Here is a 23457-nt window from a genome sequence, read left to right on the forward strand (position 1 = left end):
TCAAAGAGGAATTTCTCATTATACAAGAGAGTCATTACTCCGCCCTCTTAACGCTAGGATAGCAATATATTATAAGTTTTTCATTAAAATTTAGTGGCACAATAAACTTAAATTATAGTTTTAAAAAAAGAACAAATTTTCATTTAATTTCTATTTATTATTGTAGAAAACCATTATTTAAATAAAATAAAGAATCTCACACAAAAATGATGTTTTTAAAAGGATTTAAAAATGAATTTAAATAAGACTATTATTATAATCTTACCTTTAATTTATTCATCTCATGTATTTTCAGATGAAACATATTATATAACACCAGATAAAACTCCATTTATCGCTATTGAGCCAGATACGATAATCACATCCCCCTCATCTTTTGATCAAAAAATAAGTAACCATTATGTTAAGTTAGAAAAAAATAAAATATCATTAACTGATGAGATAATAGAAAAGCTCAACAAACACATTGGGAATATAAAAACAACATTCGGAGAAAGTATTACAAAGGAAAATATTAAAATAAAAAATAGTTTAATTATTTCACCGAAAGATATAGAGATAAGATCAAAAATTGCTTCTTTTTTTTATAATAAAATAAAAGATAATCTACTAGAATCAAACGATGCCCCACATATTTCATTTAATAAAAAAGCCGTTCTTCACTTTCTAGCCGAACATACAAATGATGATATACAGATTGCACAAACGACATTACCTAACCTCACCATTAAACAATATGATGATATTGTTCATGGAGAAAATAACAATGAAATAAACCAAGGAGATTTATTTTCAATTGAAAATGAATTCAATAAAAAGATCATTACGTTAATCAAAAAGAACAATATTGAACTGAGTAAGTTTGATAATCAAATTAAGCTTAATAAAATGATGAGCAAAGTTAATCAATCTGGTCACGCAATGAATTTAGAAAGAATATTAGCAAATGAAGACAATTTTGGTGCTAATAAAAAAGACATTGATACCAATAAAAAAGACATTGATACCAATAAAAAAGGCATTGATGCCAATAAAAAAGATATTGATAACAATAAAGAAAGTATTGCTGCCAATAAAAAAGACATTGATACCAATAAAAAAGGCATTGATGCCAATAAAAAAGATATTGATAACAATAAAAAAGGCATTGATGCCAATAAAAAAGATATTGATACCAATAGAATAGGCATTGATACCAATAGAAAAGATATTGATATAAATAAAGAAGACATAGATAATATTAAAGATAACTATATCGATAATCTAAATATTAATGGAAACAATATTTCATTAAAAAACCATTTTGCTACTCTTTATATGGAACAATCAATCTCAAGAAGCGAAGTTAAAACATTAAAAAATGATTTTGAACATTTTAAATCTGATACTCAAAATCGCTTTTATAAAGTTGAAAAACGCGCCAACCAAGGTATTGCTTCTGTGGCAGCAATGAGTAATTTACCTTTTACCGATTCTGCTACATTTAGTACCGCTATCGGCATAGGTAATTATCGTAATGCCACTGCTCTTGCTTGGGGTATGCAATATCGTATTAATGAAAATATTAAAATAAGAGCCTCTACTGCATGGAATGAATCAAGCTGGGTCTCTGCTGGCGGTGTTGGGGTAAGCTGGTAAAATAACATAAAAACAACGAAAGCTAAGTAAAGCTTGGCTTTCGTTGTTTCATTCCATTACAAATCCGTTATGCTAAAACCTTGTGATTTTATATTCAAAGGAGCATATCAATGACGGGTATTTTTCAGAAAATCAAACACTGGGTTGGGATAAAAAATACTACCCATTACCCTTATCCCGCTGTCGATATTATGCTACCTAATAATGTCTCTTTGCACCTTGTGGGTAGTATCCATATGGGTGTTCCAACAATGACACCGCTATCTAATGTACTTACAAGCGAAATAAAAAAAGCAGATGCTGTTATTGTTGAAGCCGACATTTCAACTGATGTACAACCTTTTGATCAATCGTCTCTTTTTAGAGGCTCATTAGAGACGCGCTTAAATAGCTCTCTTTTTTCTCAAATAACACAGCATTGTGAAGATCTTTCCCTTTCTCTTTATCAGCTCGACAATAAGCCACTTTGGCAAATCGCCTTAATTTTACAATCTACACAAGCGATGCAACTTGGATTACAACCTCAATATGGTATTGATTATCAAGTTATCCAACATGCTAATGAATATGAAAGAAGTATTATTGAACTCGAAGGTATTGAGAGTCAGGTCGCATTGTTATTAGATTTCCCTGAAGATGGCCAGCAATTACTCGAAGATACACTAAAAAATTGGCACGAGAACGCACGTACATTGCAAATCATGATCAATTGGTGGTTAAATTATAATAGTAGAGAGAAGCAGCCACCGTTACCAAATACTTTTAGTAAAGCTGTATTTGATATTTTAATGCAAAGCCGTAACCAAAAATGGGTAGGTATATTATCTAAATTACCGGCAGGCCGCTACGTAGTGACTGTAGGTGCCCTTCATTTATTTGGTGAAGAGAATTTGATCGATTTATTAACGCACCAAGCATAAACATATTGTTCTAACCTTGTAAGTAGGAATAACTATGACTCCCGCTGTAAACTTATTAGAAAAACAGAAAATTAAATTTATCCTCCATCCTTATGAGCATGATGCTAATGTTCATAATTTTGGTGATGAAGCCGTTGAAAAACTGGGTTTGAATAATCGTCAAGTCTTTAAAACATTGTTAGTTTCTTTAAATGGTGATGCTAAAAATCTTGCTGTTGCAGTCACTCCTGTTTCTGGTCAGTTAGATTTAAAACTTGTCGCTAAGTGCTTTAAAGCGAAAAAAGCAGATATGGCAGATCCACAAATTGCACAAAAAGTGACTGGTTATTTAGTGGGTGGAATAAGTCCATTAGGTCAGAAAAAACGGTTACCCACTGTAATTGATGAACAAGCCCTTGAATTTAACACCATTTTTGTTTCTGGCGGTAAACGCGGCTTAGATATTGAATTATCAGCAAAAGATTTAGGTTCTGTATTAGGTGCTCAGTTTGCACTAATCCGTAAAGAATCATAATCATTAATGATTTTTTATTTTAAGGCACATCCTCAAAATAAAAAATTAACGTGACTTAAATCAAAAATAAAAGGCGACATTAATGTCGCCTTTTGTCTATATAAGCGTTATTGATAAGACTTATTTTTTGTAAACAATTTCGCCTTTAGGTTCGAAATCAGCAGCTTTCAATGGAGAGTGTGATTCGATATAGCCTTTTAATACTTCAGCATCAACAAAACCGGTATTCACATAACCAGGGTGTGAATCAATCTTAGGATATCCATCACCACCAATACCGTTAAAGTTTAATGTCGCCATACGATAAGATTTGGTTTTATCTAATGGTTTACCTGCAATTTTAACATCGCTGACTTTACAATCGGCATCAACTGTTAAGCTAACATTGTAGAATTGTGCGTAAGCACCGGAGTCTACTTTCATGCAAGCAACGGCTGACAAATAAGGCTCTACCTCTTCACCTTTAAAATCAACATAAACCAGTTCATTTGCAAATGGTTGAACTTTCAATACATCTTTGTAAGTGATATCACCAGATTCAATTGAATCACGCACACCACCACCACTCATAATGGCAAAGTCTGCATTAGCACGTTCAGCTTGAGCTGATAGTAATAAACGCGCCATATTGGTTTGAACAAAGCGAACTTTACTACGATCACCTTCTAATTTACCAACAACCTCACCAACTTTAACATTCAGTTGCTCGCCACCTTTTTCTTGGTAAGGGGTTAGCAATTTCATCATATCTGGGTTATGAGGAATTTCTTCTGTGTAGTAGACAAGTTCAGTAGTACCGTCGTCTTTCTTCACTTTTTGATTTAAGTTGATTGGGATGAGTTGATAATGCTTTAACGTGAATTCACCATTACGGAATTCGAAATCTGCACGACCAACATATTTGCCCCATTCATGAGCCTGAACAATCCATGTACCATTTTGATTATCAGGCGCACAAGGCGTTCCTGGTACATAATCAGCTTGTTTGTAGTTTTTGTTCTCTTGAGACATACAAACAGGATCTTGTGAGTGACCACCCACAATCATATCAAGGTAGCCTTTTGGTAAGGCACGCGCCATTTCCACATCACCTGGTGCGTTAGAACCGTGATTACCATCATCATAGTGACCCATATGGGTTGCAGCGATAATAATGTCTGGCTTTTCTGTTGTACGCAGTTCTTCTACAACTTTTTTAGCCTCATCAGAAGGCTTACGGAATTCAGTATCAGGGAAGTTTGCTGGGTTACCGATACGCACAGTATCATCAGTCGTTAAGCCCAACACTGCAATTTTCACGCCTTGCTTATCAAAAATGGTGTAAGGCTTAAATAAACGCTCACCTGTACTTTTCTGATAAATATTTGCAGACAAGAACGGGAATGTTGCCCATTTCTCTTGTTGACGTAAAACATCTAACGGATTGTCGAATTCATGGTTACCCAGTGCCATTGCATCGTAACCCACAAGATTCATACCTTTAAAATCAGGCTCTGCATCTTGTAAGTCAGATTCTGGAACACCTGTATTGATATCGCCACCTGATAACAGCAGTACGCTACCACCTTTTTTAGCCACTTCATCACGGATATTATCAACAACGGTTTTTTGAGCTGCTAAGCCGTACTCACCACGATCGTTATGCCAGAAATGGCCATGATGATCATTGGTGTGCAAAATAGTAATTTCGTACGTTTTATCCTTTTCCCATGCCTGAGACAACGCCGGCGCCATAGCTAAAGAAACGGTCAAAGCGCATGCCGATAATTTAAAAGATAAGCTCATGGTATATCCCCATGTATATTATTTATTGAGAAGGTTCTGCCATGCATCTACTGTAGAAAAAAAAGACAGAAGTTAAATACTTTTGCTGTATTTTATGACGTAGGTTATATAATTTTTTAATTATTTCATTGATCCAATAGTTTTTTTGAGACATGAATCAAACTCTATTTCTCACAAAAGCACTCAACTCCAAATAGATGTAAACTAGACTAATAAAAATAGAAACAATTCATTAACAAAATAATATGACAGGGAATTAAAATGAGTAATGCTGACCCAACGCTTCCCATAGAAGAAACTGATGTTTTACAACGAAAAGCCAACAAGCGTAATACGGTTTTTAGTATTTTAACTGCCATCAGTTTTTCACATCTTCTCAATGATATGATCCAATCATTGATATTAGCTATTTACCCTATGTTGCAATCTGAATTTTCTCTCAGTTTTGTGCAAATAGGGATGATAACGTTGACTTATCAAATTACAGCATCCTTATTACAGCCATTTATTGGCCTCTATACTGATAAATATCCTAAGCCTTACTCATTACCTATTGGTATGGGTTTTACTCTAACAGGGCTTATTCTCCTTGCCTTTGCTGATACATTCCCAATGTTATTATTTGCTGCTGGGTTAGTGGGTACTGGCTCGTCTGTTTTCCATCCTGAATCATCCCGTGTTGCTAGAATGGCATCAGGTGGAAGGCACGGACTTGCACAATCGCTCTTCCAAGTAGGCGGGAATCTCGGTAGCTCATTAGGCCCTCTTTTGGCTGCATTACTGATAGCACCTTATGGCAAAGGAAATGTCGGTTGGTTCTCCCTTGCTGCATTGCTGGCTATTGTCGTGTTATTACAAGTTAGCCGTTGGTATAAAATTCAACAAGAAGCTCAGAAAAAACAACCTAAAAGACTCAGCAATAAAGTAATATTGCCACGCAAAGCCCTTTTGGGATCTTTAGCCATTTTACTTATTCTGATTTTTTCTAAGTATTTTTATCTTGCAAGCATCAGTAGCTACTATACTTTCTATTTAATACATAAATTTGGCGTTTCAGTACAAAATGCACAAATTCACCTATTTGTTTTTCTCTTTGCTGTTGCTGCTGGCACCATGATTGGTGGCCCTGTAGGCGATAAAATTGGTAGAAAATACGTTATTTGGGGATCTATTCTAGGTGTTGCACCTTTTACACTGATACTCCCTTATGCCAGCTTGTACTGGACTGGCGTACTTACTGTATTCATTGGTGTAATTTTAGCTTCAGCATTTTCTGCTATCTTGGTTTATGCTCAAGAGTTAATTCCGGGTAAAACAGGTATGGTTTCAGGGCTTTTCTTTGGACTTGCTTTTGGAATGGGAGGGATTGGTGCTGCAGTCTTAGGGTATATTGCAGATCAGAAGAGTATTGAATATGTCTATCATATTTGTGCTTATCTCCCACTGTTAGGTATTTTCACCATTTTTCTTCCTAATATTGGGGTAGATAAAACTGAATAAGCTGTAATTAACCCTGTTATTTAAATGAACCAATAACAGGGTAACTCTTACCTTAAAAGACAAGACTTATTAAAATAACATAAAAAAACGCATTTGCGTCATAAAACTCAATCAACTTGCTATTTTTATAAATAATCGATAATTTTTAGCGAATTTATTGCATAAATACGTTAAACTATCCGCCTGCTATATACTCGCCCCCCGATACATGTAGTTTTATAAAAAGAAGGAGAATTGATGCCGCATTCAACACCCCTCATTACCACCATTGTTGGTGGGTTAGCACTTGCTTACATTTTAGGCATGATCGCTCAACGGCTAAAAATCTCACCTTTAGTAGGATATCTTGCTGCGGGTGTACTCGCTGGCCCATTTACCCCAGGCTTTGTCGCTGATACCTCTCTCGCCCCTGAACTCGCTGAAATCGGCGTCATTCTGCTAATGTTTGGCGTGGGTTTACATTTTTCTTTAAAAGATCTTATGGCTGTAAAAGCTATCGCTATTCCGGGTGCTATTGCGCAAATTGCAGTCGCAACACTATTAGGATTGGGATTATCGGCATTTTTTGGCTGGGGTTTATTTAGTGGCATTGTATTCGGTTTATGTCTATCAACAGCAAGTACCGTTGTTCTTTTACGAGCACTTGAAGAAAGAGGCCTGATTGATAGCCAACGAGGCCAAATTGCTATTGGTTGGCTGATAGTTGAAGACCTAGCAATGGTATTAGCCCTTGTGCTACTACCCGCTGCCGCCAATATGCTGGAAAGTAGCGACCAAACCAGTGTTTCTCAACTGATGATTAATTTAGGGATCACTATCGGTAAAGTCGTTGCCTTTATCTTAATCATGATGGTTGTCGGCCGTAAGCTTATTCCTTGGATTTTAGCCAAAACCGCAGCAACGGGCTCTCGTGAACTCTTTACGTTATGTGTGTTAGCTCTAGCCTTAGGTATCGCTTATGCCGCTGTAACCTTATTTGATGCTTCTTTCGCATTAGGCGCATTCTTTGCCGGTATGGTACTCAATGAGTCTGATTTAAGCCACAGAGCTGCTCAAGATACTTTGCCACTGCGTGATGCCTTTGCTGTACTGTTCTTTGTGTCTGTAGGTATGCTGTTTGATCCTATGGTCTTAATTGAACACCCACTCGGCATCTTAGCAACGTTGGCTATCATTATTATTGGTAAATCAGCAGCAGCGCTGGTACTTGTACGAATGTTTGGGCATTCTAGACGAACAGCCCTAACTATTTCTGCTAGTCTTGCTCAAATTGGTGAATTTGCCTTTATTCTTGCTGGTCTTGGTGTTGCTCTAAACGTTTTAGAGCCAGATGCACGTAATCTTGTTTTAGCCGGCGCTTTAGTTTCTATTATGCTAAACCCAGTATTGTTCTCTTTATTAGACCGTTATCTGGCAAAAACAGAGACAAAAGAAGAAGTGGAACAACTACAACAAGAAGAGCTGGAAGAAGAGATGCCAGTTCCTGTTGATATCTGTGGCCACGCTATTATCGTTGGCTATGGACGCGCGGGAAGTATGCTTTCTGAAAAATTATTAGCTAAATCTATTCCATTGGTTATTATCGAAAATAGCCGTAATAAATTCACGGAATTAAAAGAGAAAAGCTTAAATACGGTACTGGGTAATGCTTCAACAAAAGAATCACTTGCTTTAGCCCGTATTGATTGTGCTAAATCTTTACTACTGACTATCCCTAATGGTTATGAAGCCGCTGATATTGCCGAAACAGCAAGAAGTATGAACCCTGATTTAAATATCATTGTTCGTGCTCATTTCGACGATATTATTGTTCGGGCTAACTACGATGAAGAAGCATCTTTTATCCTTGAAAAAGGTGCAAATCACGTCATTATCGATGAAGATCAAACTGCATCTGCAATGGCTGATATGTTAGTGAAGGAAGTAGAGTTTGGTTGTGCTATTGATGATACTCCTGAAAATGGTCAGCAAATTATTGCTCCAAGTGCAGCACAATAACCAAATATAGATAACCTGTTAACGCTACAAATTTAAGTCAATAAAAAACCTATCAAAATTGATAGGTTTTTTATTTCACTCTGATAAAACAAAACTGAGAAACAATATAAACTTAACGTTCCCAATAGGCTTCTTCTAAGCTGTCTTCTTTTTCAGGTAAACCACGCGTTAAACGAGGTGAATGCTGACTTAACACTTGATAACTCACTCGATTAGCATATTTACACACTTGTGCTAATGATGAGTAGGTTAAATAAGTTCGAGGATGCTTACTCGAATTCGGCACATTAATTCGATGATAACTATTTGCTGTAATATCATGCAGTAATGCCGATAATGCTGCATCACCCGCACCATTTGTATTCATGATTTTCTCAGGGCCACCCATATAAGGCTCAATATGGGAATAAACTTTTTCTGGCTCTTCACAATCTTTGTAGCGCATTGCACGGCTAAATTCATAACGGTTAAATTCAGCAATTGCACCAGGTAATAAAGGATGCGTTGTTTGACGTTTAAAGCTTTGTTCCGTATACCCCCCCATATAAAGCCCTGCGGGGCCTGCGGTACAAAGAACTAAGTCAACCCATTCTAATGCGACATCAGAGGCAAGGAGAGGATCAGAATGCCCTGTTAACTCAAATGCTTCATCTTCATTCATTGCCACAACAGATACATGCTCTTTTAGGAAATCACGCCACCATTGTGGATCATCTGCAATAACATATTTAGTACCTAATGTAAGCACTACGGGTACGTCATACTTTTTCGCATATTCAATCGCTTTCATGGTAGCCAAAGGCATTGGCTCACCAGGTTTACAACGCACTAAATAAGCGGTTAAAACCAATGCAGAAGCTTCTGCAATCACCTCTTCTGGAATACTCTCAGGCTGAAGTTGGTTCATTTGGCCTGGGCTAATTGCAAAAGTACGTTCACCATTTTCTGTGATCAGCGTAAAACAGCGCCCAATAGCACCATCAACACCTTGAAGATAATTCAAATCAGTGCGGCTAGACGTGTTACATAAATAGCGATAAGCATAGCTACCAATCTGAATGTTATTACACATAGTACCTAATAACACAGAACGGTCATCAGCCAATACAGAGTAATTATGCAGTGTATTACCAATAGTGCCACCCGCAAATTCGTGAGTGATTAAGTTATTATCTGTTAATTCACGATAAAGCGCTTCTGCGACATCATCTTCAATAACTAGAGAGTGTCCCTGACTCAAGTTATAACGGGTAATAAATGCCTCATCAACTTTCGCTTCGATATCCACCAATGTTTGGTCAATGCCGACAATATAGGCGCGCGAAGATTCGCTCTCCGTCATATTGATGATGGGTTGTAGTAAAGGATCTCGTAAACTAACGGGAAAATAGTGTTTGGATTTTCGTTTGCCAGGGAATTTCATTGTGAACGATGCTACACAGCTAAAAAAGATGCGCAATGTTAACACAATATTATGGGAGAGACAGTAGGTGTACGTCTGTACACCTACTTATTTGGCGATATTTTTATGCGGCTTTACGACGGCTTCTTGCCATATAGCTCAGTAAAACACCCATTACAGAAAGGATAAAACCAACAAAAGCAGCACCGACTAAAATCAGAGCACGTTTAGGCGCATCTTTTTTAGTGGGTTCATAAGGCTTCAACATATATTTGAATGGTACAAATTGAAGCTCATCTAATTTCACTTTTTCTAACTGCTTCATGTTATATAAACGGTTTTTCAGATCAGCACTCACTGTTGTTGGATCAGTGATAGCTTCTGTGATAGCCAATTTACTACTTAACGCATCAGAACCCATGGCAATAGAGTAATCAGGGTCATCTTTAATTTGTGCGCCTTCACTTGAAATTGGTTTTTTTACTCCTGCCGCATTAGCAATCTCTAACGCATATTTTAAGCGTTGAACATTTACATTACGTGCATTAGCAATACGTTCTAAATCCATTTCATACGCTTTTTGAGCAAAGCTTAATTTACGTTCAATTTGATCATCAATCTCGTCTTTCACTTCCATACGTACTTTGGTGGAAATAAAACGAATATAGCCTGAAAGTAAATCGTAAGCCTCTTCTGAGGTTGGTGCCGTAAAGCTTAGATTAATTTCGCCACTAAACTCTTCTTCACTTTTTTTATCATCTGAAGCTTTTAAATTAATATCTTTCGTTACAATAGATTCAATTAGTCGACGTTTATCGAGTGGCGTTGGCTCTTCCATTTTAGCCAACAAGCTTTTGTAATAATCTGTGCTTATCAAATACTCTTCACGCAAAACACGAGAGTTATAGTTATTGATAAATTTTTGATAAACAGAAGAACCATTAACACCCGTATCAACATCCACTAGGCTTAGTTCAGTCAATGTCGCTCTTAATTGCTTCATTTCATCGAGCATTGGCTTGGTAATTGCAGCTTGGCTTGTCCATTTTTGGGGTAAAAAACTTGCAACAGTAAAGCCAACGATAGCAAATAATAACGTGATACCAATAATGACAAATTTTGATTTATAAATAACAGAAAATAATTCAAAAAGATCGATTTCATCGTTCTGTTTTAGATAAAAGTCATCAAAATTCCCTTTATCAATTTCTGAAGATTGTGGTTTTGAAAGCTTACTATTCATTTTCCTGCCTAAATTTATGTAATGCAGTGTCCGTTTATCAGCATTTTAGTGATTAACACTAAAACACTTAAAAAATGAGAAAAGATAAGTTTATATATAACTGAAATATGATCAAATTAATATATCATCAAATCCGATAATTTTATTTATAGAATTCAGTAATTATTTTTTGCATATCTCACGGATCATCACCTCTAGCAAGTCAATATGCCCAGGTTCATCATTTAATGCAGGGATATATTCATACTGTTTTCCCCCTCCATGAATAAAGAATTCACGGTTCTGTTCGTTAATTTCTTCTAATGTTTCCAAACAATCAGATGAAAAGCCTGGGCATACAACTTGAACGTGTTTAACACCTTCACTTCCCAACTTTTCCATTGTTTTATCAGTATAAGGTGATAACCAAGGCTCACGTCCGAAACGTGATTGGAATGTCAACATGACCTGCTCTTTAGGGTAGCCTAATTGTATTTCTAATTGTTCTTTAAGCTTTTCAGTTGTAAGGCAACATTCATCATAATAAATATCCCCTGTTTTAATAAATCGCTCTGGAATACCATGGAAAGAGAGAATTAAACGATCAGGTTTTCCATATTGCTGAAAGCTCTTCTCAATAGAGGTAACAAGTGCTTTGATATAAAGCGGATGTTCAGGGTAGCTACGAATAAAATTTAAGGATGGAATAGTGCGCATCCCTTTCAATATTTTGCTTACACCATCAAATACCGCGGCAGAGGTAGAACAAGAGTATTGAGGATAAAGTGGTAACAAAATAAGGTTCTCAACACCTTGTTGTAACAGTTTTTCAATCCCTTCATTTAGCGATGGATTGCCATAACACATCCCTAATTCCACAGGTATATTAGGTAATCGCTGAGCAAGCGCGCGTTGTTGGGCGCGACTATAAACTAACAGAGGGGAACCTTCTTTCATCCATATTTGTTGATAAAGTTTTGCTACTTTAGGAGAACGAAACGGCAATATCGCGCCCTGTAATATTGGTTTCCAAATTAAAGGAGAAACATCAACAACACGAGGATCGCTAAGAAATTGTGCTAAATAACGTCGGACAGCACCCGTTGTCGGCGCATCAGGTGTACCAAGATTAACGAGAAGAACGCCATACTTAGCATGATTCATACCATGACTCCTTAGAGTTATTTTTATTAGGATAACCAAAGGGTAGAAGAATAAAGGAAAATAATGAATTGTGCTTGTCAATTTATTGGATCGAATTTTTTAACTTATTTTATACCGGTTAAATAAGGTAAAAAAAATCCCGGCTCAACCGGGATTAATCATAGCGATGACAAATTAGCCAAGGATACTTTTCAGTTCAGCATTAATTTCGCTAACTTTTTGTGTACCATCAACTTTGAAGTATTTTGCATTGCTTGCTTTAGCTTCATTCTGATAATAAGAAACTAACGGTGCCGTTTGAGTATGATACTCAACTAAACGTTTACGAACGGTTTCTTCTTGGTCATCTTTACGTGTTGTTAACTCTTCACCTGTCACGTCATCACGATTTTCCACTTTAGGTGGATTAAATTTCACATGATAAACACGACCTGATGGTGCGTGAACACGACGGCCAATAATACGTTCTACAATGATGTCATCTGGTACTGCGAATTCCAGTACGAAATCCACATTGATCCCTGCTTCTTTCATTGCATCAGCTTGCGGAATTGTTCTTGGGAACCCATCCAACAAGAAACCATTACGGCAATCGTCTTGTTTGATGCGCTCTTTAACTAACGCAATAACTAATTCATCAGTAACTAACTGACCATTGTCCATCAGTGCTTTTGCTTTCAGTCCTAGTTCTGTACCTGCACTTACTGCCGCACGTAACATATCACCAGTTGAAATCTGTGGGATACCATAGTTTTCTTTAATGAATTGAGCCTGAGTGCCTTTACCAGCGCCTGGAGCGCCTAGCAGAATGATACGCATCGCGTAAATCCCCTTGCATTTAATTTTTTATATTTAAACTCGAAAACGCATTACCATACCATTTTGTGAGGTCATCGCTCAAGAAATCACGGTAGCGATTGCATTTTATTTTTGTCGAAAAAGAAAAAACCACGCTCTCTTTTCAGAGAAACGTGGTTTAAATGTTTGAAAACGAAAACAGTTACGCTTTTTGAACTAAAAGTTGATTCACTAAGCGAATAAACTGGTTTGGATCTTCCAAAGAGCCTCTTTCAGCAAATAATGCCTGATCGAGTAATAAATTAACCCAATCAGCAAATAAAGCGTCATCCGTTAACTCGGCTGTTTGTTTCACTAATGGATGATTTGGATTTAGCTCAAAGTTATATTTTACTTCTGGCACTTCTTGTCCTGCTGCTGCAAACAATTTCGCCATTTGTGTGGTCATTTCATCCGCACTGGTTGTCACAATCGCAGGGGTATCTGCCAAGCGATGTGTTAATTTCACCTCTTTAACTCTGTCGCCCAACAAAGTTTTAATGCGCTCAACGAAAGGTGCTAATTGTTTATCTGTTTCTTCTTGTTCAGCTTGTTTTTCTTCATCAGCCAGTTTATCAAGAGATTCATCTGCTTTACTGACAGATTGGAATGACTTGCCATCAAACTCTGTCAGATAATTCATCATCCATTCATCAATACGATCTGATAACAGTAATACTTCGATACCTTTTTTGCGGAACAGCTCTAAATGAGGGCTATTTTTCGCAGCAGCGTAGCTATCAGCGGTGATGTAATAGATTTTTTCCTGACCTTCCACCATGCGGCTAACATAATCTTCCAATGAAACCGTTTGAGCATCACTGTCGTTATGTGTTGATGCAAAACGCAGTAACTTAGCAATAGTTTCAATGTTAGATGAGTCTTCTGCTGGACCTTCTTTTAAGACTAAACCAAACTCTTTCCAGAATGCTTGATACTCTTCAGGCTTATTCTCAGCCAGTTTTTGTAACATTTGTAATGCACGTTTAGTTAATGCACTACGTAAGTTACGTGTAACAGAGCTGTCTTGTAGAATTTCACGCGAAACGTTTAGTGGTAAATCATTAGAATCAACTAACCCACGAATAAAACGTAGGTAATTAGGCATAAACTGCTCAGCTTCATCCATAATAAAAACACGCTGTACATACAGTTTTAAACCATGGCGCTGTTCACGATTCCATAAATCCCAAGGCGCTTTTGAAGGCACATATAATAAACTTGTGTATTCTTGTTTACCTTCAACGCGGTTGTGTACCCAGCTTAATGGATCAGCAAAGTCATGAGAGATATGCTTATAAAACTCTTTATACTCATCATCACTTACTTCAGCTTTATTACGAGTCCACAGCGCTTGCGCCTTATTAATTTTTTCCCACGTTACTGTGCCGTCTTCTTCATTTTTCGTTTCAATTTCAACAGGCAAAGAAATATGGTCAGAATATTTACTAATAATGCTACGTAGACGCCAATCATCTAAATACTCATCTTCGCCTTCACGCAAATGAAGCGTTATTTCAGTACCGCGATCCGCTTTTTCAATATCAGCAACGGTGTAATCACCTTCACCTTCAGACTCCCAGAAAACGCCTTTATCGGCTGTTTCACCCGCAGCACGAGTGCGCACAGTCACTTTATCTGCAACGATAAAAGCTGAATAGAATCCCACACCAAACTGACCAATTAACTGGCTATCTTTAGCTTGATCTTGTCCGATAGATTCTAAGAATGATTTGGTACCTGATTTTGCAATAGTACCTAGATTATCAATGACTTCATCACGAGTCATACCAATACCATTATCACTGATAGTCAGAGTTCGGTTCTCTTTATCAGTGGAAATGCGCACATGCAATTCACCGTTATTTTCATAAAGTGCTGCATCTGATAATGCACGGAAACGCAATTTATCAGCCGCATCTGATGCGTTCGAAATCAATTCGCGAAGGAAAATTTCTTTATTGGAGTAAAGAGAATGGATCATTAATTGAAGAAGTTGTTTAACTTCTGACTGAAATCCTCTTGTTTCCTGACCTTTCATACTCATTTTTACCTCAATTAATCCTAATTTGGCGAAAAAAATCAATATGAGTAAAAAGTGGGGATAGATAAGCAAGTTTCAAGGGTTGAGTAAAAAATTAAGCTTATAAAATTAATTAACTACCTTATATGATTAAAGTTTGAGCAAAAATAATACTTGCTGTATATTTTTAGCTGTATATTTTATTATATAGCGATATTAACTTAGGTTTATGACTATGAAAGCTTTATTACAGCACTGTTTATTAGGTATTGGCATACTCTCCCTTTCTTCCTTCTCTTACGCAGACAGACAAATCGTAGACCAAATTGGTCGCACCGTGACCATTCCAGATAAAATAGAAAGAACGGTGGTTTTACAACATCAAACACTGAATTTACTAGTTCAACTTGATGCTACAGATAAAGTTGTTGGTGTAATGTCTAACTGGAAACAACAATTAGGTGATGGCTATGCACAATTAGCGCCCTCACTGGAAAATACCCCAAAAGTGGGCGATCTCACCAGTTTTGATGCTGAAAGCTTAGTAAAGCTACAACCTCAAGTTGTTTTTGTAACCAATTACGCCCCAAAAGAGATGATCGATAAGATCTCTGCTCTTGGTATTCCTGTTGTGGCGATTTCATTACGCAAAGAAGCTAATGAAGATAAATCAACACTCAATCCAACATTACAAAACGAAGAACAAGCCTATAACGAAGGGCTAAAAGAAGGCATTTTGTTGATTGGGGATATCGTCAATAAATCAGAAAATGCAAAAACCTTAGTAAATGATACTTTTAAACAACGTGAGCAAGTAAGTCAGCGCTTACAAGATATTCCTAAAGAGCAACGAGTGCGGGCTTACATGGCAAACCCAGACTTAACTACTTATGGTTCAGGTAAGTATACAGGCTTGATGATGGAGCACGCTGGCGCATTCAATGTTGCGGCATCAACCGTCAAAGGATATAAACAAGTTTCTCTTGAACAAGTTATTGCATGGGATCCTGAAGTTATCTTTGTTCAAGACAGATACCCACAAGTTGTGGATGAAATAAAACAAGATACACGTTGGCAAGTCATTAATGCTGTTAAAAATAATCGCATTTATTTAATGCCTGAATATGCAAAAGCATGGGGATACCCAATGCCAGAAGCCATGGCAATTGGTGAGTTGTGGATGGCAAAAAAACTATATCCTGAAAAATTTAGCGATATTGATATGCAAAAAGCGGCTAATGATTGGTATCAAAAATTCTATCGTACTCAATATCAAGGGAAAGAGTAGGATATAACACAATGACATTTTCCCTTTTTGCAGCAGGTAGCTTAAAAGCAACGCTACCTGCTTTTATTGAGCATTATCAGCAAAAAACTGGTGAAAAGTGGGCACTTACATTTGGGCCTGCAGGATTATTACGCCAACGTATTGAACAAGGAGAAGTTTGTCATTTATTTCTTTCTGCTGATAAAAATAATCCACAGCAATTAATCGATAAAGGTTTAGCACTACAATATGCCCCTTTTATTGCAAATCAACTTTGCATTACAACTCGTCGTAATGATATTAATGAGCTGGATACTTGGCTTACTGTATTATCAAATACCGCATTAAAATTAGCGATATCCACACCAAAATCTGATCCATCAGGTGATTATAGTTGGCAGCTTTTTGATAATATTGCACAAATTGATCCTGATTTAAGCCAGACATTAAAAATAAGAGCGCTCTCTTTAGTTGGCGGTGAACATTCACTTACTATTCCTAAAGGTAGAATGGCAGCCCATTACTTAATTACAACTCATCAAGCCGATGCCTTTATTGGTTACCAGCACTATCAAACACAATTAAGTGAATTTCCTGAACTAAAAACATTCACTATTCCAAAACCTTTTAATGTCACAGCACACTATTGTGCAACACTCATCCATTCACAAGCTTATAGTTTATATCAGGAAATTTTATCCCCTTATGCAAAAGACTATTTTATTAAAGCCGGATTTTTACCGCTAAGCTGATAGTGTTCACTTAGCAGTAAAATGGATAACTAATGATATAAAATTATTTAGCATCACCCACAACAATGGCTTGAGCGCCTTCTTTGGCTTCATCAAGCGCGTGTTTTATTGTATCAGCATGGGCAAGTACAACACCTAAACGGCGAGAGCCTGCGATTTCAGGCTTGGCGAAAAGGCGAATTTGACGGTTCGCCTTCAACGCTTTTTCAATACCAGAATACACAATATTCGTACTATAAAGCTCTGGTAAAATAACCGCTGATGCACAAGGGCCTAATTGGCGAATTCCACCAATGGGATAGCCTAAAAAAGCACGAACATGAAGCGCAAACTCTGATAAGTCTTGAGAAATTAGTGTCACCAATCCCGTATCATGAGGGCGAGGTGAGACTTCATTAAAGAATACCTCATCACCTTGAACAAACAACTCAACACCAAATAAACCATAACCCCCTAAGTTCTCAACCACTTTACTCGCAATATGGTGTGCTTTAGCAAGTGCGATGTCACTCATCTTTTGAGGTTGCCATGATTCACGATAATCCCCTTTTTCTTGCCGATGACCAATGGGAGCACAAAAATGGATACCATCAACAGCGTGAATAGTCAGTAAAGTAATTTCAAAATCAAACGGGATCATTTTTTCAACGATAACGCGTCCTTTTCCTGCTCTCCCGCCCTCTTGTGAGTAAATCCAAGCTTGAGCTAAATCGTTTTCATTACGAATAACACTTTGCCCTTTCCCCGATGAACTCATGACAGGTTTTACAATACAAGGGAAACCGATATCTAAAGCGGCTTTTTTAAAATTCACTTCATCATCAACAAATTGATAATTTGATGTTGGTAAAAGTAATGTCTCTGAAGCTAAACGACGGATCCCCTCTCTATCCATTGTGAGCTTTACAGCACGGGCACATGGAACAACTTTTTGCCCTTTTTGTTCTAATTCAACCAATAACGAGGTTGCTATCGCCTCAATTTCAGGAACGATAAAATCAGGTCGCTCTTGTTCAATAATGAGCTTTAATGCATTGCTATCAAGCATATTCACCACATGATGGCGATGTGCAATATGCATCGCGGGTGCATTGGGATAGCGATCAACTGCAATCACTTCAATACCTAGGCGCTGGCATTCAATAGCCACTTCTTTACCCAGTTCACCTGCACCTAATAGCATTACCTTTGTTGCATTAGCTGTAAGAGCCGTACCCAACACAGTCATTCTTCATCCTCACTATTTATAAAAAACACAATGACGCAAACGATTGCTTTTGAGTAGCATAACGGATTTTACTTGATAGAAAAATAGGCAGGCAAAAATAATCACTCAAAGAAAGAAAACCATTACAAAATTTGGCTGCGTTTTCCTTTTTGGATTTTTAGATAATTAAGACGTTTTCGAATAAGTGCCAAGATACAGCATAAAAGCCCCAGCCAAATTAGAGAAAAACTGACACCTTTAACTTCATCAAAAGCTTCATGGAATAAGAAAACAGCCAGTAAAAATTGAATAGTAGGTTCTATATATTGCGCTAGCCCAATAACTGTTAGCGTAGTTCGTTTCACGGCTGCCGTAAAAAACAATAATGGCAAGATGGTAACAGGTGCAGTTAAAACATAATAAAAACGAGTCAGATTATCTGCAGAAGGTAACGCGCTTTTATCTGTCATAAACAACCAAATGGTCGCGCCTATTGCTAATGGCATTAGCCAAAGAGTTTCCATAAATAAAGAGGTTATGACATCAAAACGAATAAATTTACGAATTAATCCATATACAGCAAATGCGCCTCCCATCATAATAGCCAGCACTGGTAATTCCCCGTACATCCACAGCTGGTATCCCACCCCCGCACAAATTAAAGTAACCGCCCACTTTTCTGCAGGATTAAGCTTTTCTTTCAGAAAAATGACACCTAATAAAATCGAGAAAAGTGGATTAATAAAATACCCTAAGCTCGCTTCTAATACTTGTTGATGCGTTAATGCATAGGTAAAGGTACACCAAGAAACCGCCATTGCCATTGAGCTAAATAAACACATAAAAACAGAACGTTTATCTTGGAAAACCGCACACCATTGAGTTCTATTCTTGATAAAAAGCCGCACTAGCAATAATAAAGGAATAGACCAAATTAGACGCTGGGCTAACATTTCTAATGGTTGGGCACCCGGTAAAAGCCGATAAAACAGAGGAGTGATCCCCCAAAGAATATAAGAAAAAATGGCTAATACTGCGCCCGATTGAGCCCACATTTAATGTTCCATCAATAAAAGTTGATATGTTTTAATATCATACGCTTAAAACAGACAGAACAATATGATCAACATCGCTGATTGATTGATAAAAAATAGAAGCGTCTAATCAAAAAGATAAAAAAATCTCCACTAATAATGGCTTCGAGAAAAACCAGTATTAATGGAGGGTAAGGAAATACCATTAAGAGAAAAGCGTGGTAAAAACCACAACCAGAAAAAATCAGTGAGCTATCAGAAAATCTCCCGAACATGCAAAGGAGGTTGTTGTTGAACAAAATCATGTAATTTTTTACGACTTGGTGCCGCTGCTATCGCCCCTTTTTGAGTTGTGGCCAAAGCACCACAAGCAGCCGCTTGCGTCACTATTCTTGATAAGTATTGTTCATCTTCAGCAAAACCATATTCTGCAAGTGCCGCCAACAAACCAGACATAAAGGCATCCCCTGCTCCCGTAGTATCAATACACTCAACGGTAAAAGCACTAAATGCAACTTGAGTATTTGGTGTTAACACTAAACATCCTTTAGAGCCTTGAGTGATCACTTTTAAACGCGCGGGATAACCTTCTAATTTTTTAAGGGCATTATTCAATGTCACTTCTTGTGTCATCCACGTAAGTTCATCTTCTGATAATTTTAATATGTCGGCCTTATGCGCATAATTATCGATAACTTCGCGCATTTCTTCGTGATCACGCCACATTTGAGGGCGTAAGTTAATATCAAAACTCAGCAATGAATCCGTCTCTTTAATACTCTTAATCGCTGTATCCAAAGTTGAGCGACAAATGGGATTCACTAATGCTAAAGAGCAAAAATGCAAAATATCTTTTTCGAACGCTGGTAAAGATTTTTCTGTTAAAAATTGATCTGCAGATTCAGCGACTAAGAAAGTAAAATCACGTTCACCATTTTCTTGTAAAGAGACAAGAACTGTACTGGTACGGTGAAACTCATCAAATTCCATTGCTCGAGTATCAACCCCCAGATCAAACAATGTTTTTTGCATAAAATGGCCGAACGCATCTTCACCTACACGCCCAATAAAACCACTTTGTTGACCAAGCTTAGCCACACCCGCAGCAACATTGACAGGCGCGCCACCAGCACATGCTTCATATTGCATATTTTGCAATGGGATCAGGTCAACAACAGCATCACCTAAAGACCAGACTTTCATAATCTCTCCTGAAGATAAGCAATTATTTTTCTTCACTATATTCTGTTTTTATAACTATTCATAACGATTAAAGGAAGATATTGCTCGTAAATCCACTCTGATAACGTTAACATAATGAGATATTATGATAAAGTCAATCTTATGAAAAGTGTTTTTTTGCCCTCTAATGTTATCGTTAACAAAGAAGGGAAACGTATAGTTTAATCTGTTTTTTTATTCTTTTATAACCTAAAAACGTGGGCTAACGACACTGAAAATATAATAAGGATAATGATATGAAACACCGTTTAGAACAATCAACAAATGCCTTAAATACCTTGATTGAAAAGCGAGGTAATACTTTTTATCCCCAATTTCATTTAGCTGCACCTGCGGGGTGGTTAAATGATCCTAATGGTCTTATTTATCATGATGGTTTATATCATGCTTTTTATCAGCACCATCCTTATTCTCAAGATTGGGGTCCAATGCATTGGGGACATGCCACAAGCACCGATATGATCCACTGGCAACATCAGCCGATTGCGTTAGCTCCTGGTGATGATTACGATAAAAGTGGTTGTTTTTCAGGTTCAGCTATTAGTCATGACGGTAAACTCTACCTTTTTTATACTGGTCATAATTGGTTAGGCGAAGAAGGTGATGATAGCCAAATTTATGAAGCACAATGTGTGGCTATCAGTGAAGACGGTATTCATTTTGAGAAAAAAGGGATCGTTTTAGAACCCCCTAAAGGTTATATGCATTTTCGTGATCCTAAAGTGTGGTATCAAGACGGGAAATGGTGGATGGTTGTCGGTGCCAGAGATGAAAAAGATCAAGGGCAAGTTTTACTTTTTTCTAGTGAAACCTTATTTGAAGAAGGAAAAAAGTGGAGCAACGATTACACTATTTTGGGAAAAACTGACGATAAAAACGTCTATATGTGGGAGTGCCCTGACTTCTTCCCGATCAGCCAAGACAATCAATTCGCGATTGTCTTTTCGCCCCAAGGAAAACGCGCAGAAGGTTATCAATACCGGAACCTCTTTCAAGCTGGCGCATTAATCGGTCAATGGTCACCAAGCCAACCTTTTAAACCACAAGGTCACTTTGTTGAGTTAGATAATGGCCATGATTATTATGCCCCCCAATCATTTATGACTCCTGATGGTCGTCGTGTTTCTATGGGCTGGATGGATATGTGGAATTCACCCATGCCATCAAAAGCGGAGTTTTGGTCTGGTTGCTTCACATTACCTCGCGAAATTACCTTTGATAAGAGCAAAAATCGTTTACGTATGGTGCCAGCCAAAGAAGTTGAATCATTACGCCAAGAAAAAAACACCATTAAACCTCTTACATTAAGCCATCAATCTATAGAGTTAATTGATAACACATCAGCTATCGAACTCGATTTAACATGGTCTTTAGACAGCCAAGCCGAAAAATTTGGCTTATGGCTAGGCGAAGGGCTTGAGCTTTTTGTAGATAATCAATCAAATCGTTTAGTGCTTAATCGTCATTACCCTCAATACAAGATCAGTGGTGCTCGCAGTATTCCATTACCTGAAGGCTGTCAATTAAACTTGCGCATATTCATTGATCGTTCATCAATAGAAGTCTTTGTTAATCAAGGTGAATATACATTAAGTAGTCGATATTATGCGCCACAAGACGCACGCTCTTTACGCCTTTTTGCAATGAGTGGTGAAGCAATATTGTTATCAGGTGAATATTGGCGATTAAATCATATCGGCTAATTTTAAAAACATTCATTCTATTTGAATGATGATAAAACGTGAGTCCTTATAACGACTCACGTTCAACTAATTGGCAAGGTACGTGTACTGTATTTTGATGATTTCGTTCTTGAATAATATGTAATGTTGCTTCTTTACCTAATTCATAATGAGGTAGTTGAACCGTTGTTAATGGAGGATAAAACAGATCTCCTGTACCAATCATATTGTCATATCCTAAAACAGCAACCTGATCTGGAATACGCAATCCCATAGACAACAAGACTTGATAAGCCAAAAAAGCAATACGGTCATTACCACAAATCAGAATATCAAAATCTGCTTTTTGATGAGTGCAATGCTTTTTCAATATTTCAATCACATCACGATAATGCTCATCACCAAACATCATCGTATATTGGCGTAAATGCGCTAATGGTAGTCCAGCTTCTTGCCAAGCATCTTCAACCGCTTTACGGCGAATAGGCCCCGCAACCGATTCTTCAGGTATATAGAAGCACAAAGGATGACGATATCCCTTTTCAATGACTTTTTTCATTGCATAATATTGCCCATGATAATCATCTGGAATATAAGTTGGAAAAGAGCGTGCCTTATCCAAACAGTTCGCTAACACTAGATTCTTATCATGCAATTTTTCATGCACAGAAATTTCACGTAATCCCATTGTCGTGTAGATGATCCCATCTGGGCGCTGGGCTAAAAGCTGCCAAATAGCATTTTCATAACAATCTTGTGCAGTCAAATTGACCACAAATGAACTCCATCCAAATTCTCTTGCTGTTTGTTCAATAGATAAAATCATTTCAACAGAAAATGGTGTCGTTGCGGTATCAATTGCTAAAACGCCAATTGAGGAAACTTTTGTTCCTTGTCCACGGATTTTTCGTGCAGAATAATCTGGAACATAGTTAAGTTGATCAATAGCACTTTGGACTTGTTTCAGTGTTTCTGGTTTTAATAACTCAGGGTTATTAATCGCTCTTGAGACTGTCATCAAAGAAACGGATGCAAGTCGAGCTACATCTTTCAGTGACGCCATAGTATTGGCTCGATTGGTTTATTAAAAGGAATAGGTATAAATAAAGTGCTATTTTACAAGAAGTAAAGTCAAAAAGCCACAAAGGGAATTTTATTGTAACTAAATATAACTATTAATTTCCTCGCTAATAGACACCTAGATATATTATTTTTTTTACTTATTGAGTGTGTTTAATATAGTTAAAATCACTTACGGTAAAAAACTTAG

The 23457-nt window shown here is 37.2% G+C and carries 18 protein-coding genes; 8 read left to right on the forward strand and 10 right to left on the reverse strand.

Annotated elements, in window-relative coordinates; translation table 11 throughout:
* The first annotated feature begins 231 nt into the window (after window positions 1-231).
* The 3 genes from LG402_RS16465 to ybaK all read left to right on the forward strand — a co-directional run bounded on the left by LG402_RS16465 (window position 232) and on the right by ybaK (window position 3072).
* Entirely contained in the window at window positions 232-1638 is a 1407-nt protein-coding gene (locus LG402_RS16465) for a YadA C-terminal domain-containing protein (protein ID WP_227335966.1), read from the forward strand.
* Between the two features lie 110 nt (window positions 1639-1748).
* The gene (locus LG402_RS16470; protein WP_227335967.1) at window positions 1749-2558 is read left to right on the forward strand and encodes a TraB/GumN family protein; all 810 of its coding nucleotides are present in this window, start codon (window positions 1749-1751) and stop codon (window positions 2556-2558) included.
* 34 nt (window positions 2559-2592) lie between these two features.
* Window positions 2593-3072, forward strand: a complete 480-nt coding sequence (ybaK, locus tag LG402_RS16475; protein WP_109409801.1) for a Cys-tRNA(Pro)/Cys-tRNA(Cys) deacylase YbaK — start codon at window positions 2593-2595, stop codon at window positions 3070-3072.
* Window positions 3073-3192: 120 nt separating this feature from the next.
* Here ybaK and ushA read toward each other — a convergent pair whose 3' ends face one another.
* On the reverse strand, window positions 3193-4857 hold the full coding sequence (gene ushA / locus LG402_RS16480; protein ID WP_166539789.1) for a bifunctional UDP-sugar hydrolase/5'-nucleotidase UshA: 1665 nt from the start codon (window positions 4855-4857) through the stop codon (window positions 3193-3195).
* 261 nt (window positions 4858-5118) lie between these two features.
* Here ushA and LG402_RS16485 point away from each other — a divergent pair, with 261 nt between their 5' ends.
* A complete protein-coding gene (locus tag LG402_RS16485) occupies window positions 5119-6357 on the forward strand; it encodes an MFS transporter (protein WP_227335968.1) in 1239 nt (412 codons plus the stop codon).
* 237 nt (window positions 6358-6594) lie between these two features.
* Window positions 6595-8355, forward strand: coding sequence for a YbaL family putative K(+) efflux transporter (ybaL, locus tag LG402_RS16490; protein ID WP_166539787.1), 1761 nt, complete (start codon window positions 6595-6597; stop codon window positions 8353-8355).
* A 112-nt stretch (window positions 8356-8467) separates the two neighbouring features.
* On the opposite strand, the gene LG402_RS16495 is transcribed toward ybaL, so the two are convergent.
* From LG402_RS16495 to htpG, 5 genes are all read right to left on the reverse strand, one after another.
* On the reverse strand, window positions 8468-9778 hold the full coding sequence (locus LG402_RS16495; RefSeq protein ID WP_072070131.1) for an inosine/guanosine kinase: 1311 nt from the start codon (window positions 9776-9778) through the stop codon (window positions 8468-8470).
* A gap of 103 nt (window positions 9779-9881) precedes the next feature.
* Window positions 9882-11000, reverse strand: coding sequence for an LPS O-antigen length regulator Wzz(fepE) (wzz(fepE), locus tag LG402_RS16500; RefSeq protein ID WP_227335969.1), 1119 nt, complete (start codon window positions 10998-11000; stop codon window positions 9882-9884).
* Between the two features lie 162 nt (window positions 11001-11162).
* Window positions 11163-12143 carry a ferrochelatase gene (gene hemH / locus LG402_RS16505; protein ID WP_227335970.1) on the reverse strand — a complete coding sequence of 327 codons (981 nt, stop codon included), beginning with the start codon at window positions 12141-12143 and terminating at the stop codon, window positions 11163-11165.
* Between the two features lie 174 nt (window positions 12144-12317).
* Window positions 12318-12962, reverse strand: a complete 645-nt coding sequence (gene adk, locus LG402_RS16510; RefSeq protein WP_023582632.1) for an adenylate kinase — start codon at window positions 12960-12962, stop codon at window positions 12318-12320.
* A 181-nt stretch (window positions 12963-13143) separates the two neighbouring features.
* Window positions 13144-15021 carry a molecular chaperone HtpG gene (htpG, locus tag LG402_RS16515; protein ID WP_227336980.1) on the reverse strand — a complete coding sequence of 626 codons (1878 nt, stop codon included), beginning with the start codon at window positions 15019-15021 and terminating at the stop codon, window positions 13144-13146.
* A 217-nt stretch (window positions 15022-15238) separates the two neighbouring features.
* Here htpG and LG402_RS16520 point away from each other — a divergent pair, with 217 nt between their 5' ends.
* Window positions 15239-16291 carry an ABC transporter substrate-binding protein gene (locus LG402_RS16520; protein ID WP_166539784.1) on the forward strand — a complete coding sequence of 351 codons (1053 nt, stop codon included), beginning with the start codon at window positions 15239-15241 and terminating at the stop codon, window positions 16289-16291.
* An 11-nt stretch (window positions 16292-16302) separates the two neighbouring features.
* Window positions 16303-17022: a molybdate ABC transporter substrate-binding protein gene (gene modA, locus LG402_RS16525; RefSeq protein WP_166539783.1), complete on the forward strand. Its 720-nt coding sequence runs from the start codon at window positions 16303-16305 to the stop codon at window positions 17020-17022.
* Window positions 17023-17065: 43 nt separating this feature from the next.
* Here modA and purT read toward each other — a convergent pair whose 3' ends face one another.
* From purT to LG402_RS16540, 3 genes are all read right to left on the reverse strand, one after another.
* Window positions 17066-18250: a formate-dependent phosphoribosylglycinamide formyltransferase gene (gene purT, locus LG402_RS16530; RefSeq protein WP_227335971.1), complete on the reverse strand. Its 1185-nt coding sequence runs from the start codon at window positions 18248-18250 to the stop codon at window positions 17066-17068.
* A gap of 122 nt (window positions 18251-18372) precedes the next feature.
* The gene (gene rarD / locus LG402_RS16535) at window positions 18373-19284 is read right to left on the reverse strand and encodes an EamA family transporter RarD (RefSeq protein WP_109409791.1); all 912 of its coding nucleotides are present in this window, start codon (window positions 19282-19284) and stop codon (window positions 18373-18375) included.
* A gap of 234 nt (window positions 19285-19518) precedes the next feature.
* Window positions 19519-20466: an aminoimidazole riboside kinase gene (locus tag LG402_RS16540; RefSeq protein ID WP_109409790.1), complete on the reverse strand. Its 948-nt coding sequence runs from the start codon at window positions 20464-20466 to the stop codon at window positions 19519-19521.
* A gap of 275 nt (window positions 20467-20741) precedes the next feature.
* On the opposite strand from LG402_RS16540, the gene LG402_RS16545 reads away from it, so the two are divergent.
* Entirely contained in the window at window positions 20742-22208 is a 1467-nt protein-coding gene (locus LG402_RS16545; RefSeq protein ID WP_227335972.1) for a glycoside hydrolase family 32 protein, read from the forward strand.
* 46 nt (window positions 22209-22254) lie between these two features.
* On the opposite strand, the gene LG402_RS16550 is transcribed toward LG402_RS16545, so the two are convergent.
* Window positions 22255-23250 (reverse strand): LacI family DNA-binding transcriptional regulator, encoded by a 996-nt coding sequence (locus LG402_RS16550; protein ID WP_227335973.1) that lies wholly within the window; start codon window positions 23248-23250, stop codon window positions 22255-22257.
* Window positions 23251-23457: the final 207 nt, after the last annotated feature.

Origin of the sequence: Proteus sp. NMG38-2 (assembly GCF_020640995.1) — a bacterium.
Classification (GTDB): domain Bacteria; phylum Pseudomonadota; class Gammaproteobacteria; order Enterobacterales; family Enterobacteriaceae; genus Proteus.